The following is a 15,314-nucleotide window of genomic DNA, read 5'->3' as shown; positions in this document are numbered from 1 at the left end:
CCAGTCAGCCGTTGGCCAAGATTTTTGCCGCTGCAGCCAAACCGTCCGGCGTTCCGACTGCCACGAGAAGGTCTCCCCCGGTGAACGTGAAGTCGGGGTTCGGAGACGGGCTCACCTGTCCTGCGCGCATGACGGCGACGATGGACACTCCGGTGCGCGTGCGCATGCCGGTGTCCCCGAGGGTCTGTCCGTCGTAGCGAGAACCGTCCTTGATGTAGAGCTGTTTGGTTCGAATGCCCGGAAGGTCACGGTGCTCTTCCTCGAGCTGAGCAACGAGCTGGGGGGCACCCAGGAGATTGCTGAGCGCTGCCGCTTCCTCGGTGGTCAGAGGCAGCGAGGCAGCACACGCGTCAGGGTCGTCTGCCTTGGAAACGATGAGGTCGGTATGACCGTCCCGATGGGTGACGACACCCACGCGACGACCGGAAGACAGAACAAAATCCTTGCGCGTCCCGATCCCCGGTAGTGGGGTGACTTCTACGTTCATATACCAACGGTAGCGCCGATCGGTGACCTGCATCGCGGGAGGGCCGTAATCCGCGGGGCACAGTTCACGACCGGCCAACCGGCGACCTACCGAACCGGCGAAAACGCGCCGTTCTCGCCCGGAAAATACTCGACGACAGCGGTGACGGCTGCGACGGGAATCGGGGCGTACAGATGCGGGAATCGCATCGATTCCGGGTCCGAGGGGACACCCGGTTCGTACTTGACCTGACCGCCGAGCAAGGCCGGATCGATAGCCAGAAGGACTATGTCGTCACGGCCGGCAAAGATCCGATTGGCCGGGAGATGAACTTGCGCCGGAGTCGACATGTGGACAAATCCCTCCGCCTCGAATCCGTCGGGGATACGTTCACCGAGCTGTTGTGCCCGCGCCCACTCCTCGCGCGTGCACATGTGGAGCAACTCGACGCTCTCGTCGACAAGTGGTTCGCGTCCCGGGTTCATCCGCCCAGAATATCGGGCTGAGGTCGGCGATCCGAATCAGCTGTCAGCGAACAATCCTCACCCGAGAATGCCTGCCCAGCGCATTTCCAGTGAGACACAACACTAAGAAACGCCTTCGGGAACAACCCGTAAACCCCAAACGTCTGTAAGAGTGGATCTACCGCGCCATTCCGACGCGGCGGACCAGGCCCCAGGCACGCGGCCCGAATGCCGCAAAGCCAGTACGGAGGAGTCATGCCCGGAACACTGACCAGCCCACAGTTGACCGCTGCCGACCGGTGCGACCGGTGCGGTGCCGGAGCACGCGTACGCGCCGTGCTTCCCACCGGCGGCGAGCTTCTCTTCTGCGGACACCACGCAACCGAACACGCGGATCGACTTCGCGAGATGAATGCCGTCGTCTCCGAAAGCGAACCCGCAATCTGACCTGTCAGCCGGGGGTGGCCTCTTCACGAGGCGCGCCATGAACGCCAGAACGGGCGATCACAGTCACTGTGATCGCCCGTTCTGCCGTTCCGGGGCCGCAAGCACGCGAAGCGTGCGGGACCGGTATCGGCTGCTACCAGCTGCGGAGAATCGCGATGCGTTCGGTCAGCTGATCGACAGTAGCGATGGCCGTCGGCGGACCGCCGCACACCCGGCGCAGTTCCGCGTGAATGATGCCGTGCGGCTTACCAGTGCGGTGAACGTTCATCGCCACCAACCCGTTGAGCTCCTTGCGGAGCGCACCGAGCTGATCTGCCGTGGCCGCTCGATCGGATACCACTGCCGCCGTGGGTTGCGGGGCGGCGGCCTTGGCCGAGTTGGCCTCGACCTGCGTCTGCTGGCGTTGACGCAGCAATGCCCGCATCTGATCGGCGTCGAGTAGGCCTGGCAGACCGAGGTAGTCGGCTTCCTCGTCACTTCCGGCGAATGTCGCGGTACCGAAGGATGATCCGTCGTAGATCACCTGGTCGAGTTCGGCATCGGCGCCCAGGGACGTGAACGCCTTCTCCTCCTCGCCCAGCTCGTCCTTCTGCTTGTTCGCATCGGCGAGCAGGTCGTCTTCGAGGCCGTCCTTCTCACGATGCGGCTTGCCGAGTACGTGATCACGCTGGGCCTCGAGCTGTGCGGCAAGGTCGAGAAGCACCGGCACCGACGGCAGGAAGACGCTGGCAGTTTCGCCCTTACGACGCGAGCGCACGAAGCGCCCGATCGCCTGAGCGAAGTACAGCGGAGTCGACGCGCTGGTCGCGTACACACCGACCGCCAGACGGGGAACGTCGACGCCCTCGGACACCATGCGGACCGCGACCATCCATTTCTGGTCGCTCGCACCGAATTCGGCGATTCGCTTGGACGCGGTGGGGTCGTCGGACAGCACGACGGCCGGCTGTTCGCCGGTGATCGCTGTCAGGGCCTTCGCGTACTCGCGGGCCACTGTCTGGTCCGTCGCGATGACGAGTCCGCCGGCATCGGGCATACCGGTACTGCGCAGCTGCGCCAAACGGGTGTCTGCTGCTTGCAGCACGGCAGGAATCCAGTCGCCGGCAGGGTCCAAGGCCGTACGCCATGCCCGAGTCGTCTGCTCGGCGCTCAGCGGCTCGCCGAGTCGAGCGGTGAATTCCTCGCCGGCGTTGTTTCGCCACCGTGCCTCGCCCGAGTAGGCGAGAAACACGACGGGGCGAACCACGCCGTCCTTGAGGGCATCCGAATATCCGTAGGAGTGGTCGGCTTTCGAGCGGAGCAGACCTTCCTTGTCCGGCTCGTACTCGACAAAAGGAATGGCACTGTCGTCACTGCGGAACGGGGTTCCGGTCAGTGCGAGACGCCTGGTCGCGTCGCCGAACGCTTCACGAATGGCGTCGCCCCAGCTCTTGGCGTCGCCGCCGTGGTGGATCTCGTCGAGGATGACCAGCGTCTTGCGGCCCTCGGTCCGCACACGATGCTTCGACGGGTGCGAGGCAACCTGGGCGTAGGTCAGCACGACGCCGTGATAGTCACTCGAGGTCTGGCCGGTCGAGTTGGAGAACCGCGAGTCCAATGCGAGGCCGGAGCGCTGTGCGGACTCCGCCCACTGGTGTTTGAGGTGCTCGGTCGGCGCCACGACGGTTATCTGGTCGACCGTCCGGTCACGGAGCAATTCCGAAGCTACCCGCAGAGCGAAGGTGGTCTTACCTGCTCCCGGCGTTGCGACCGCCAGAAAGTCACGCGGACTGCTGGAAAGGTACTTGGTCAGTGCACGGCGCTGCCATGCACGAAGGGAACCGGTAGGGGCGCCAGGTTGGGTTCCCGCGGATTGAGCTCCGGCGGGTTCGGGCGACTTGCCGAACTCGGCTGCCACGGTCTCAGACGTCATAGGCCGCGCCTCCACTGGAATCGCACTGTTGTCTCGCGCTCCTCGAATTTTCATCAATGTCCGGCGACGAGCCTAGCCGCCGCCACCGACCAAAGCCGCACTCGAAGCGCGTACTCATGGCCGTTCTCACTCCGGCCGGCGAGGTTTCGCTTCTCTCGCATCCTGCCGACCTGCACGCGAATTGTCTCAGAAATGTGCGACACGTCGGCGCCATGGTTGGGCAACCGGGTGTGTCGTCAGGGATGCTGGAGACATCATGAGTGAAGCGCGAGGCGAGAAGTCGAGCGGAAGTGATCTGCACCACCGCAGATGGCATCCGCTACGCCGCACCGGGCAGTTGATCGGTCGAACCCTGAGCAAGGCCTGGGACGATTCCATCTTCGGAAAGGCGGCTACGGCCGCGTTCTGGCAAACGCTGTCGCTTGCTCCCCTGCTGCTCGGCCTTCTGGGAATGATCGGCTACATCGGTGGGTGGTTCGGACCCAACACCGTCGAGATCATCGAATCCAAGATCGTCACGTTCAGCGGAACGATCTTCAGCGAAAGCGTCGTCGACCAGATCATCCGCCCGACGGTGACGGACGTCCTTCAGCGCGGACGCCCGGAGATCATCTCGGTGGGCTTCCTGCTCTCCCTGTGGGCGGGATCATCGGCGATCAGTACGTTCGTCGACTCGATCGTGGAAGCACACGGGCAGCAGGATGCCCGCAATCCCATCTGGCAGCGCATCTTCGCCCTGCTGCTCTACGTGATGTTCCTGGTGATGGCGGTGTTCATCCTGCCGCTGGTAGCTCTGGGGCCGACGCTCGTCGGGCGAGCACTGCCGGCCTCCTGGTACGTGGTCGGATCGAATCTGGTCGACACGTTCTACTACCCTGCTGTCGGTCTGCTGGTGATCATCGGCCTCACGACGCTCTACAAAGTCGCTCTGCCGAAGTCGCTGCCGTGGCATCGGCTGCTCGCGGGCGCCCTGGTCGCCGGTGTGTTCTTCATGGCCGCCAGCACCGGATTGCGTTGGTACCTGGGATTCGTCACCAGCACCGGCTACACGTACGGCGCACTGGCAACGCCGATCGCGTTTCTGCTCTTCACGTTCTTCCTTGGTTTTGCCGTCGTGCTCGGCGCCGAGTTCAACGCGACGGTTCAGGAGTTCTGGCCCGCTCGTGCCACTCGGATGGAGCAGATGCGAGAGTGGCTTGCGGCTCAGAACACCGACGAAAAGACCGGTCCGGTCACCAATCTGACCTGGCACCTGGCCACCAGCCCGATCCGCATCTCGGGCGACAAAGCGGACCCGGCCACGGTCCCCTCGTACGGGCGGCCCCGCAGCAGACAAACCGAGAGCAGACAATCGGAGTCGCGCCAGAACTCGTGCGTCGACCAAGATCCCTGCGATGAACCGCACGCAGACGCGAAGAGCCCGGCGGCCGACTGCGTCGAGGCTGTCGATCCGCCGAGCTCCGGAAGTACTCCCGCTCGCCTGACCCGAGGTCAGTCGCCCTTACGGAGTCCTTCGTAAATCTTCTTGCAGTCCGGGCACACCGGTGATCCCGGCTTGGCGGACTTCGTCACGGGAAACACCTCACCGCACAGCGCGACGACATGGGTTCCCATGACGGCGCTCTCGGCGATCTTGTTCTTCTTCACGTAGTGGAAGAACTTCGGGGTGTCGTCGTCGGTCGTTTCGTCGGTGGAGACGTCGGGACGTTCCTTGGTTTGAGTGCTCACCCCTCCAATAATGCCGTCTCCGTCACAGCGGTGCGACCCACGGGTCGTGTGCAATTGTCGGCCGAGAGTGGAACAGTGGAGTCATGGCACGAAATGGCGCGTTCGGCAGGTCCGACGAGGCCGGGACTCCCGACAATCCCGTACTGATCACCGAAGCGCAGCAGTCCGTCGAAGAACAGCACAAAGCCCGAGTGCGCAAGTACATGATCATCATGTCCTTCCGGTTCCCGGCGTTGATCCTCGCGGCGATCGCGTACGGCATCTGGGCCAACGCCTGGATCTCGATGCTCATCATCGGTGCATCCATTCCGCTTCCCTGGATCGCCGTCCTGATCGCCAACGACCGACCACCGCGCACCAAGGACGAACCGAGTCGATACGACGGACGAAAGAAGACCGCAGGCGAGATCGAATCCGCGACGCACCACACCATCGAAGGCTGACAAGTTCCGCCTGCGAGAATGACAGGGTGAGAAGCGAAACGCTCCTGTCCATCACCCCTGCGCTGCGTGAGGCTCTGCTTCGCAATCGATTCGACACCGGAACCATGCTCGAGGCGTTGGGTCCCGAAGTTCACGCTGCTCTCGGTCGAAGTGAGCCGGTGCCCGTGCGCCGCGCCACCCGAGAACTCGGGGACCTGGGCGTTCTCATCAGACTGTTCCTTCTCGCCGATGACTGCCCGGCGGGCGACGTCGCCGCGGCGCTGGCTCCGCTGACAATCGCGCAGTGCGTCGACGCCGGTCTGCTCGAAGGTGAGAACTTCGACAGTGAGAATCCGCTCGTGCGGGCCGCGGTGGATCTTCGCCCCATCGACGTCGGCGACGGCGATCGTTGGGTGATCTCGGATCTCGACGGCGGAATCCGTCCCAAGAAGGCCACGGCCGATCATGTGCTGGGCGTTGGGCATGCGTCACTGTCCTTGCTGCAGGCCACGCCCACCGCGAGGGTCGGCAGCGTGCTCGACCTCGGTACGGGATGCGGCATCCAAGCCCTGCACGCGAACACGTACGCCGATTCGGTCACCGCAACCGACATCAATCAACGCGCTGTCGACCTCACGGCAGCAACCATGGCCCTCAACGGACTGGACGTCGAACTCCTTCAAGGGTCCTGGTTCGAACCCGTCGAGGGTCGAACCTTCGACCAGGTGGTCGCCAATCCGCCGTTTGTCGTCGGCGAGGCACGCGTCCATCACACGTACCGCGATTCCGGCCTCGATCTCGACGGTGCGAGCGAATTGATGATCTCGCAATCGATCGACTACCTGAACCCCGGCGGCACGGCAGCTCTGCTGGCGTCCTGGGTGCACGTCGAAGGGCAGGACTGGCGGTCGCGGATCGCGTCGTGGCTGCCGGCCCACGGCGTCGATGCCTGGGTGGTCCAGCGCGATGTCGCGGATGCGGCTCTGTACGTCGGCACGTGGCTCAAGGACGGCGGGCAGGATCCTCGAGATCCGGAAACGGCATCGAGAGCAAACGCCTGGCTGGATCACCTCGAAGAAGCCGATGTCGAGGGCGTCGGCTTCGGTTTCGTGTTTCTTCGCCGCACCGACTCCCCCACCGACCTGATGGCCGAGGACCTCATGCACGGCTTCTCGGACCCGCTCGGGGCCGAGGCGCTCGCTTACTTCGACCGTCTTGCCTGGTTGCGTGAACACGACGTCCTCGAGGAACGCTTCGTCCTCGATCCGGACACGGCTCTCGAACGCGTCTACCTCCCCGGTGACGAGGGATGGCAACAAGTAGTCACGCGTGTGCACCGCGGCAACGGACCGCACTGGCAGCACGAGATCGACGAGCTCGGTGCTGCGCTGTTGGCCGGACTCCGAGCGGATGGACTGGTGGTCGACGAATTGATCGAACTTCTTGCCGCGGCGAACGGCGAAGACCCGGACCAGCTACGTGAGGCCGTCGTCACAATGATGGTCTCGCTGGTTCGGCACGGGTTGGTGCTTCCCGTCACGAACTGAGTTCCCGGTGAGTTGCAGATTTTTGTGTTCTCAGCAACTTCTCAGGACGACTGGGAAATAACTGCAGGTCACGGCGATTTAGCGGAAATCGGCACGGGAACTTTCCCGGAACTCTCACACGTTGAACTGTGTGAGAGACCGCCGATAGGGAGGCAAGTCATGACAAGCCCCAGCACCACTACTCGCATTCGTCCGAGCGCCGCAGATCTGGACGCCCAGAGCCCGGCCGCAGACCTGGTCCGCGTCTACCTGAACGGGATCGGTCGTACCGCACTGCTGACAGCAGCAGACGAGGTCGAACTGGCGAAGCGAATCGAAGCGGGGCTGTACGCCAGCCACGTTCTTGCCACGGGAAAGCGCCTGACAGTCGCCAAGAAGAGGGATCTCGCAACGATCGTTCGCGAGGGACAGTCGGCACGTAGCCACCTCCTGGAAGCGAACCTGCGACTCGTCGTGTCGCTGGCCAAGCGCTACACCGGCCGCGGCATGCCGCTCCTCGATCTGATTCAAGAAGGCAACCTCGGACTCATCCGTGCGATGGAGAAGTTCGACTACGCCAAGGGCTTCAAGTTCTCGACGTACGCCACCTGGTGGATCCGTCAGGCGATCACCCGCGGAATGGCTGATCAGAGCCGCACCATCCGGCTCCCAGTCCACCTCGTGGAGCAGGTCAACAAGCTCGCCCGCATCAAGCGCGAACTGCACCAGCAGCTCGGGCGAGAAGCCACGGACGACGAGTTGGCCGAAGAGTCGGGCATCCCGGCGCACAAGATTGCCGACCTGCTCGACCACAGCCGCGACCCGGTAAGCCTGGACATGCCTGTGGGCAACGACGAAGAAGCGCCCTTGGGCGATTTCATCGAAGATTCCGAGGCGACCTCGGCCGAGAACGCCGTCATCGCCGGTCTGCTGCACAGCGATGTGCGCAGCGTGCTCGGGACGCTCGACGAGCGGGAGCAGCAGGTCATCCGACTTCGCTACGGTCTCGACGACGGCCAGCCCCGCACCCTCGATCAGATCGGCAAGCTCTTCGGCCTCTCGCGTGAGCGGGTTCGTCAGATCGAGCGTGAGGTCATGGGCAAGCTCCGCGTCGGCGATCGCGCCGAGAAACTGCGGTCCTACGCGAGCTGATCAAACAACACTGCGGTGCGTCAGCGCGCCACACCACTCGCGCTGACGCACCGCACAAAGCACCGGCCACCGCTACTTCCCTCCCCCTCGGGAAGGTGCGGTGGCCGGTGTTGTTCGCTGTGTCTACCGCAGCCGCCTGGGCCCCAGGTCGATTGCGCTCGGCTCAGGTCCGATTCGGACACGTGAATCGGTGATCTCCGCGCCGGTAGCCGAAGCGAGTACCGGCTCACAGGCCAGTTCGCGGACTTCGGGAATGTCGTCGGCCAGCGCCGAGATGCGCTGGACCAAGTCAACCAACGCACCCTTGTTGACCGGAACGGCGTTGCGGTATCCGGAGAGAAGCGGCGCGGCCTTGGGCGCGTCGATCAATTCCGTAGCAGCGTCCTCGGTGAGTGGCAGTACGCGATAGGCACGGTCACCGAGGAGATCGGAGATCACACCGGCGAGCCCGAACGAGATCAGCGAACCGAACGACGGGTCGTCTTGGACACCAACCACACATCCGATGCCCTTGGTTGCCATTTTCTGCACGTGCAGCAGCGGTTCACCCGACGCGGCCGCAAGATCTCGGTAAGCGAGGCGCACCGATTCCGGTCCACTCAGATCCAGCCTGACGCCGCCCAGATCCGGTCGGTGTCGCCACATTTCGCCGGTTGCCTTGACCGCGACCGGGTAGCCGACAGCATCCGCTGCCTCTACTGCTTCGTCTTCGCTCAGGACCGAACGGAATTCGACGACGGCGACCCCGTAACACTCGAGCAGCGCCGCCGCTTCCACATCTGAAAGCCAACGGCCAGGAGAGTTTTCAAGCCAATCTGCCACCATCTTCTGGGCTCGCTCGGAGTCGATACCCACGGGGCGAACCACCTTCGACGCAGGCTTGCTGCGCCACTCCGCATATCGCCAAGCCCTCGCCAACGCCAGGGCGGCACGCTCCGGCCCCGGGTAGGACGGCACCGAACCGCGGGTCGGGTTACCGACTTCGTCACGAACCGCCAGGACGTCCGGCACACCCTCAGCTGCGAGGAACGTGGTGAGAATCGGCTTGTCCGAGCCTGCGACGGCGTCCTTGAGTGCTTTCGCAAACGGCTCGACCGGAATGGCGACCGGAGGAACGAAGACGGCAATGACGGCATCGACGTCGAACGACGCCAAAGCGTCGCGCACGGCAGTGGCGAACAGTTCCGGACTCGCCTGGGCGCCGAGGTCGACCGGGTCGCTGACCTGCAGACCTTCACTGCGGGCCGCGTCCGCAGCAAGGACACCGAGCGCGGTCGAGTTGCCGATGACCGCAAGCCGGGGGCCGGCGGGCAACGGTTGGTATCCGAAGAGCAAGGCGCAGTCGAACAATTGTGAAATGGACCCGACCTGAATGACGCCCGCCTGTTCGAAGAGGGCGCGGACGATCGAATCGTCGATCTCGACTCCGGTGGCGGCGAGCACCGGCGGAACCGCGTGCCGACCGCTCTTCACTGCGACGATCGGCTTCTTCCGCGCAACTCGACGCGCGATGCGAGAGAACTTCCGTGGGTTGCCGAAGCTCTCCAGATAGAGAAGGACCACTTCGGTGGACTGGTCGGAATCCCAGTACTGCAGAAGGTCGTTACCCGAGACGTCCGCACGGTTACCGGCGGAAACGAAGGCGGACAATCCGATTCGGCTGCGCGCGGCTTCGTCGAGAATGGCGATACCGAGCGCGCCGGACTGACAGAAGAAGCCGACGTTGCCTGCCACCGGCAAGACCGGCGCGAGCGTCGCATTCAACGAAATCGCCGGGTCGTTGTTCGCGACACCCAGCGCATTCGGGCCGATGAGGCGCATACCGTGAGCGCGCGCTGCATGGACCAGTTTGCGTTCGGACGAGCGCCCGTCCGGACCACTCTCACTGAAGCCCGACGAGACGACCACCAGCGCTTTGACGCCCTTGTCGAGGCAGTCGTCGAGTACCGAATTGATCGATTCTGCAGGTACAGCCACGACGGCGAGATCGACGTCGTCGGGGATGTCACGAACCGTCGGATATGCCCGAACGCCGTGTACCGAACGATGCTCCGCGTTGACGGGATAGACCGGTCCGGTGAATCCGCCGCGCAGCAGGTTGGTCAACACCGCGTTACCCACTTTGGCCGGGTCCGCTGATGCGCCGATCACCGCCACCGATCGCGGGCTGAGCACGTTTCCCATGCTGCGGGCCTCAGCTGCCCGCTCACGCGAATTACGTACTGAAACAAGCGCTTCCGTCGGGTCGATCGCGAATTCGAGTCTCAGCACGCCACCGTCGAAAGAGCGGCTCACCTGATACCCCGCCTCACGGAACACCGTCACCATGTTGCGGTTCTCGGAGAGGACCTCGGCGACGAACATCGTCAGACCGTTCTCGGCCGCTGCCGCTGCCAGGTACTCGAGCAGGATCGGGCCGAGGCCGCGCCCCTGGTGTGCGTCGGCGACGACGAAGGCGACCTCGGCAGACTTTCCGTCACCGACGTCGAGCAGTCGCTCGTATCGACCCACCGCGATGATCTCGTCGCCGAGCATCATCACGAACGCCACGCGGTTGTGGTGGTCGACCGTCGTGAAGTTCTTGACGTCGCGCGCCGACATCGTGGGGTACGGGCCGAAGTAGCGCAGATACCGGGTGCGCTCGGAGAGTTTGCCGTGGAATTCGACGAGCTTGTCCGCGTCTTCGGGAACGATGGGTCGCAACGCCACCGCTCCGCCGTCGGAGGCGAGAACATCGACTACCCAGGAATGGGGATAGGTGTGAGCGGGGTCGGTCTTCGGCGCCTGGCCGCTCGCCTCGCCGCCGGCAGCTTCGGTATCGGACTGTTCAGTCACGGGGATCCTCCGGGTCGAGTCCGAGTAGCGGGAACGAAGCGCGACGTGTCGCGATGATCGCCGAGTCGATACGGGTGAGTGCACGGTCCACCGAGGCGACACCTGTCTCCGGTGTACCACCCGGGCCGTCCCACGGCGTGTAGGCGACATCGCCGCCGTCCCCCATGGTCGGCGGGAGGTCGACGCTCGGCGCTCGCAGCTTCGTCGATTCCTTCCAGTCTTCCGGGACAGCGGTGTCGACGTCGATCTCGCGATCGAGCGCTGCAGCGATCAAGTGAGTCCATGCCCTCGGCACGACGCGCACCAGTCCGTATCCCCCGCCTCCGACTGCCAGCCACCGCCCCTCGGAGTAGCGGTCGGCGAGGTCACGCATCGCCAGGAACGCGGCGCGCTGACCGTCGACGGTGAGGGCGAGATCCGCGAGCGGGTCCTCGCGGTGCGAGTCGACTCCGCACTGGCTGATGATGATCTGCGGGCGGAAGGCTGCAATGGCTCCCGGGACGACGGCGTGAAATGCACGCAGCCACAACGCGTCGACGGTTCCGGGCAGCACCGGGATGTTCACCGCCGTACCTTCGGCGGCCCCGTCGCCGACCTCGCTCGACCATCCGGTGTTCGGCCACAAGGTTGCCGGGTGCTGATGCAGCGAGACCGTGAGCACCCGCGGGTCCCCGAGGAACGCATGTTGCACTCCGTCGCCGTGGTGAGCGTCGACGTCGATGTAGGCGATGCGGTCGTAGCCGTTGTCGAGCAGCCACGAAATCGCAACCGCCGCATCGTTGTAGACGCAGAATCCAGAGGCCCAATCCGCCATCGCGTGGTGCATGCCGCCGCCTATGCTGACCGCGCGCCTCGTACGTCCCGAAGCGATTTCCTGCGCTGCGGCCAGCGAGCCGCCGGCGAGGATCGCACTGGCTTCGTGCATGTGCGGGAAGACCGGGTTGTCCTCGGTACCGAGCCCGTGGGGAACATCCTGGCCGCTCACACCGTTGTTCGCAGAGTTACCCGCGTCTTTGACCGCTGCAAGATATGCCGGTGTGTGGATTCTGAGGAGGTCGGCATCGGACGCGGCACTCGGTTCGAGAAATTCGATGCCCTCGAGAAGTCCGAGGCTTCGCGAGAGTGCCATCGTGAGATCGAGGCGAGTGGGATTCATCGGGTGATCGGCGCTCCACCGATAGCTCAGGTACTCCGGACTCCACACCACGACTCGATTCGCTCGAGACGCCGCGGGGTCCCCGTCAGATCTGATCGACGCGGTCATGGGATCACGCTACTTCCTTCTCGTTTCGTGCTGCACACCACACTCGTGGCCCGCTTCGGAGACCGAGATCGAGTGACACGAATCCAATTCGGACACGCGCTGGACTCGCCGCGGTGGAGGCGGCACCGGAACCACGAACTGAACGGTAGAATGATCAACTGACGAAGGGGTTGAGTGTGAAGGATCTAGTCGACACCACGGAGATGTATCTCCGGACGATCTACGACTTGGAAGAAGAGGGCGTAGTCCCACTCCGGGCGCGGATCGCCGAACGGCTCGAACAGAGCGGACCCACCGTCAGCCAGACTGTTGCGCGTATGGAGCGTGACGGCTTGCTGATGGTCGCCGGCGATCGACATCTGGAACTCACCGACAAGGGTCGCGATCTCGCGATCTCTGTCATGCGTAAGCACCGGTTGGCAGAGCGCCTGCTGGTGGACGTCATCGGTCTCAAATGGGAAGACGTACATGCCGAGGCATGCCGTTGGGAGCACGTGATGAGCGAGGAGGTCGAGCGTCGGCTCGTCGTCGTTCTGAACAACCCCACGACGTCGCCCTACGGCAACCCGATTCCGGGCTTGGACCAGTTGGGACTCGACGGCCCGGTTGCCACCACCGAAACATTGGTGCGCCTGACCGATATTCCGCACGGCGCACAGACAGCTGTGGTCGTTCGGCGACTGGCCGAGCACGTGCAGTCCGATCCCGAGGTGATCGCGCAGCTGCGTGACGCCGGCGTCGTTCCCGACGCCAGGGTGACGGTCGAAACCCGTCCGGGCTCGGTGACGATCATCGTGCCGGGTCACAGCGGGTTCGACCTGTCCGAGGAAATGGCTCACGCCGTTCAGGTCAAGCAGGTCTGAGGAAGTAGATGAAACTCCTGGTCACCGGCGGCGCCGGTTACGTCGGCAGTGTGTGCAGCACTGTGTTGCTCGAGCGTGGACACGAGGTTGTCGTCATCGACGACCTCTCCACCGGAAATGCCGACGCGGTGCCTGCCGGTGCCGAGTTCATCGAAGGAGACGTGGGAGCGCTTGCTGCCGACGTCCTCGGCAGTGCGGGTTCACCGGTTTTCGACGGTGTGCTTCACTTCGCGGCGCAGTCGCTGGTCGGCGAATCGGTGCTGCACCCCGAAAAGTACTGGCGCGGAAACGTCGTCACGACCATCGAGTTGCTCGAGGCGATCCGTGTCTCCGGTACTCCGCGCCTCGTGTTCTCGTCCACCGCAGCTACGTACGGCGAACCGGAGCAGTCCCCCATCGTGGAGACCGCTCCGACCCGCCCCACCAATCCGTACGGCGCGACCAAGCTCGCGATCGATCATGCGATCACCTCGTACTCGATCGCCCACGGCCTCGGTGCGACGAGCTTGCGCTACTTCAACGTCGCAGGTGCGTACAAGTCCGCCGGCGAGAACCGGGTGATCGAAACCCACCTGATTCCACTCGTCCTGCAGGTCGCGCTCGAACAGCGGGACAAGATCTCGGTCTTCGGAACCGACTGGCCCACGCCGGACGGAACCGCGGTACGCGACTACATCCACGTGCTGGACCTCGCCGAAGCACATCTACTGGCGCTCGAATCCTCGGTTCCCGGCGAGCACCGCATCTACAACCTCGGAAGCGGTGCCGGCTTCAGCGTGCGCGAGGTGATCGCCGCCTGTGCGCGGGTCACCGGCCTGCCGATCAACGTCGAGGACGCGTCACGACGGCTAGGTGATCCGGCGGTACTGATCGCATCGAGCGACAAGGCGATTGCCGAGCTCGGTTGGACGCCCACGCGTACCGATCTCGACGTCATCGTCGCCGACGCATGGCAGTTCCTCCAGGATCTGGGCGACCGCTCACACGCTGCTCGCTAGCTTCCACTCGGCAGTGCCGGCGGCAAGCCGGTGATTCCGAGCGATTCCCCGATGGACAATCCGACGGCCGCGAGGTCACGGATTCCGTCGGGGCGCACACCGGATTGCAGCGATAGATCCAGCAATCCCGCCAAGGTGTGTTCCGAATCGGCCGACAGTGCGGCCGACAGCGCAACACCTGCCAGAGGGCCGTCGCCACGCACGTAAGCAAAGAAGCCGAGAAGTGTTGCCGGCCAAGCTCGTTCGGGCGACGGTACTTCATGGGTGAGCACGAGCCACAATTGCTCAGCATGTGCCGCAACGGACGTGATCGCCAATCCCAGCACCACGTCGCGCACGCGTACGTCCGTCAATGCGACCACCAGATCGGCGCATTCCTGCGGGTCAGGGCGGTGAGCGCCTGCCTCGACACGGCGGACATGTTCCAACACCAGATCGATCCGGCGCTGAACTGCGGTTTCACCGCTCGGTCCCCCTCTGTGCGCGCTCGACTCTCGTCGGCTCGCGATCAGTCGGGCAATCGTGTCGTGATTGCGAGCGGCGCCGTGTACCCACCGGACCAGTTCCTCACGCGAACGGCGAATGACCCTCCCGCCCAACACCTGTGCTGCCGCAACCGACGAAGATGCCGGGTCTGGCAGGGTGCCGCGGTGAATCGAACGCATGACGCTCGTCCACGGCTGGCCAGATTCTATTGCGGCCGTGCACAATACGTCGGCCAGCTCGACGCAGGTTCCGCCGAGCATGTCTTCGAATACCTCGGCCAGCTCGATGGTTTCATCGATCAGAGTTTCAGCTGCCGAGCAATCGGTGATCACCACGAGAACGACCGCACGCGCGCCTTCCCCGTCACAGACGGCGGCGAACTGGCGCAGCGCCGCGCTCATCTGCCTCGCGGGCTTTCCCCTGACACTGGGAAAGTAGTCGTGCCGCATCACTGGTCCGAGCGTCGAGGCGGAGGCGCCCATCAGAGACAGCGCAACCACAGAGTTGGACGGGTGGAAGCCCAGGAGTGCGGGTATTGCCGCGATCAATTCGCCTGGATCGGAGACGCGTTCGACGCATCCGAGAAGGGCGGCAAGGTCGTCGTCGGAGAATTCGAATTCTCCCGGAAGAGGTGATGTCGTCATGCACACACCGTCGCTGATCACCCTGACCCGGCCGTCTGCTCGACCAGGGAAAACAGCTGCGTCCAACTCGTCTGTGGATTACCGCATTTGTTGGGGACCAAGTACCG

General features: G+C 64.1%; 14 protein-coding genes. 7 read left to right on the top strand and 7 right to left on the bottom strand.

What is annotated here, in order from left to right:
- Positions 1 to 4 precede the first annotated feature (4 nt).
- Positions 5 to 487, bottom strand: coding sequence for a cation:proton antiporter regulatory subunit (locus tag P3G66_RS27260; RefSeq protein WP_021344116.1), 483 nt, complete (start codon positions 485 to 487; stop codon positions 5 to 7).
- An 86-nt stretch (positions 488 to 573) separates the two neighbouring features.
- The gene (locus tag P3G66_RS27255) at positions 574 to 951 is read right to left on the bottom strand and encodes a DUF952 domain-containing protein (protein ID WP_070161439.1); all 378 of its coding nucleotides are present in this window, start codon (positions 949 to 951) and stop codon (positions 574 to 576) included.
- 234 nt (positions 952 to 1,185) lie between these two features.
- On the opposite strand from P3G66_RS27255, the gene P3G66_RS27250 reads away from it, so the two are divergent.
- Entirely contained in the window at positions 1,186 to 1,377 is a 192-nt protein-coding gene (locus tag P3G66_RS27250; RefSeq protein ID WP_003942643.1) for a hypothetical protein, read from the top strand.
- A gap of 133 nt (positions 1,378 to 1,510) precedes the next feature.
- Here P3G66_RS27250 and P3G66_RS27245 read toward each other — a convergent pair whose 3' ends face one another.
- Positions 1,511 to 3,289, bottom strand: coding sequence for a DEAD/DEAH box helicase (locus tag P3G66_RS27245; protein WP_003942642.1), 1,779 nt, complete (start codon positions 3,287 to 3,289; stop codon positions 1,511 to 1,513).
- 256 nt (positions 3,290 to 3,545) lie between these two features.
- On the opposite strand from P3G66_RS27245, the gene P3G66_RS27240 reads away from it, so the two are divergent.
- On the top strand, positions 3,546 to 4,808 hold the full coding sequence (locus P3G66_RS27240) for a YihY/virulence factor BrkB family protein (RefSeq protein ID WP_030536891.1): 1,263 nt from the start codon (positions 3,546 to 3,548) through the stop codon (positions 4,806 to 4,808).
- Here the strand turns inward: P3G66_RS27240 and P3G66_RS27235 are convergent.
- On the bottom strand, positions 4,781 to 5,017 hold the full coding sequence (locus tag P3G66_RS27235; protein WP_003942602.1) for a DUF3039 domain-containing protein: 237 nt from the start codon (positions 5,015 to 5,017) through the stop codon (positions 4,781 to 4,783). The genes P3G66_RS27240 and P3G66_RS27235 overlap by 28 nt on opposite strands.
- Positions 5,018 to 5,100: 83 nt before the next feature.
- On the opposite strand from P3G66_RS27235, the gene P3G66_RS27230 reads away from it, so the two are divergent.
- From P3G66_RS27230 to P3G66_RS27220, 3 genes are all read left to right on the top strand, one after another.
- Positions 5,101 to 5,460 carry a DUF3099 domain-containing protein gene (locus P3G66_RS27230; RefSeq protein ID WP_003942638.1) on the top strand — a complete coding sequence of 120 codons (360 nt, stop codon included), beginning with the start codon at positions 5,101 to 5,103 and terminating at the stop codon, positions 5,458 to 5,460.
- 26 nt (positions 5,461 to 5,486) lie between these two features.
- Positions 5,487 to 6,986, top strand: coding sequence for a methyltransferase (locus P3G66_RS27225; protein WP_276117375.1), 1,500 nt, complete (start codon positions 5,487 to 5,489; stop codon positions 6,984 to 6,986).
- Positions 6,987 to 7,145: 159 nt separating this feature from the next.
- Positions 7,146 to 8,117, top strand: coding sequence for a sigma-70 family RNA polymerase sigma factor (locus P3G66_RS27220; RefSeq protein ID WP_003942639.1), 972 nt, complete (start codon positions 7,146 to 7,148; stop codon positions 8,115 to 8,117).
- Between the two features lie 123 nt (positions 8,118 to 8,240).
- Here P3G66_RS27220 and P3G66_RS27215 read toward each other — a convergent pair whose 3' ends face one another.
- Positions 8,241 to 10,952 carry a bifunctional GNAT family N-acetyltransferase/acetate--CoA ligase family protein gene (locus P3G66_RS27215; protein ID WP_030536893.1) on the bottom strand — a complete coding sequence of 904 codons (2,712 nt, stop codon included), beginning with the start codon at positions 10,950 to 10,952 and terminating at the stop codon, positions 8,241 to 8,243.
- The gene (locus tag P3G66_RS27210; protein WP_003942159.1) at positions 10,945 to 12,216 is read right to left on the bottom strand and encodes an acetoin utilization protein AcuC; all 1,272 of its coding nucleotides are present in this window, start codon (positions 12,214 to 12,216) and stop codon (positions 10,945 to 10,947) included. The genes P3G66_RS27215 and P3G66_RS27210 overlap by 8 nt, the downstream gene beginning before the upstream one ends.
- 176 nt (positions 12,217 to 12,392) lie before the next feature.
- Between P3G66_RS27210 and P3G66_RS27205 the strand changes: the two genes are divergently transcribed.
- Positions 12,393 to 13,079: a metal-dependent transcriptional regulator gene (locus P3G66_RS27205; protein WP_003942150.1), complete on the top strand. Its 687-nt coding sequence runs from the start codon at positions 12,393 to 12,395 to the stop codon at positions 13,077 to 13,079.
- An 8-nt stretch (positions 13,080 to 13,087) separates the two neighbouring features.
- Positions 13,088 to 14,077: a UDP-glucose 4-epimerase GalE gene (galE, locus tag P3G66_RS27200; protein ID WP_003942257.1), complete on the top strand. Its 990-nt coding sequence runs from the start codon at positions 13,088 to 13,090 to the stop codon at positions 14,075 to 14,077.
- Here the strand turns inward: galE and P3G66_RS27195 are convergent.
- Positions 14,074 to 15,207, bottom strand: coding sequence for a DUF4192 domain-containing protein (locus tag P3G66_RS27195; protein ID WP_037126687.1), 1,134 nt, complete (start codon positions 15,205 to 15,207; stop codon positions 14,074 to 14,076). The genes galE and P3G66_RS27195 overlap by 4 nt on opposite strands.
- Positions 15,208 to 15,314: the final 107 nt, after the last annotated feature.

Origin of the sequence: Rhodococcus sp. C3V (assembly GCF_029269915.1) — a bacterium.
Classification (GTDB): Bacteria; Actinomycetota; Actinomycetes; order Mycobacteriales; family Mycobacteriaceae; genus Rhodococcus_F; species Rhodococcus_F qingshengii.
The sequence above is the reverse complement of the archived record's forward strand: the minus strand, read 5'-3'. Positions and strand labels throughout refer to the sequence as shown.

Excerpts from the sequence above, each read along its gene's own strand:
- P3G66_RS27245 (WP_003942642.1), bottom strand. The coding sequence starts at position 3,289 with ATGACGTCTGAGACCGTGGCAGCCGAGTTCGGCAAGTCGCCCGAACCC.
- P3G66_RS27255 (WP_070161439.1), bottom strand. The coding sequence starts at position 951 with ATGAACCCGGGACGCGAACCACTTGTCGACGAGAGCGTCGAGTTGCTC.
- P3G66_RS27230 (WP_003942638.1), top strand. The coding sequence starts at position 5,101 with ATGGCACGAAATGGCGCGTTCGGCAGGTCCGACGAGGCCGGGACTCCC.
- P3G66_RS27240 (WP_030536891.1), top strand. The coding sequence starts at position 3,546 with ATGAGTGAAGCGCGAGGCGAGAAGTCGAGCGGAAGTGATCTGCACCAC.
- P3G66_RS27220 (WP_003942639.1), top strand. The coding sequence starts at position 7,146 with ATGACAAGCCCCAGCACCACTACTCGCATTCGTCCGAGCGCCGCAGAT.
- P3G66_RS27250 (WP_003942643.1), top strand. The coding sequence starts at position 1,186 with ATGCCCGGAACACTGACCAGCCCACAGTTGACCGCTGCCGACCGGTGC.
- P3G66_RS27260 (WP_021344116.1), bottom strand. The coding sequence starts at position 487 with ATGAACGTAGAAGTCACCCCACTACCGGGGATCGGGACGCGCAAGGAT.
- galE (WP_003942257.1), top strand. The coding sequence starts at position 13,088 with ATGAAACTCCTGGTCACCGGCGGCGCCGGTTACGTCGGCAGTGTGTGC.
- P3G66_RS27210 (WP_003942159.1), bottom strand. The coding sequence starts at position 12,216 with ATGACCGCGTCGATCAGATCTGACGGGGACCCCGCGGCGTCTCGAGCG.
- P3G66_RS27195 (WP_037126687.1), bottom strand. The coding sequence starts at position 15,207 with ATGACGACATCACCTCTTCCGGGAGAATTCGAATTCTCCGACGACGAC.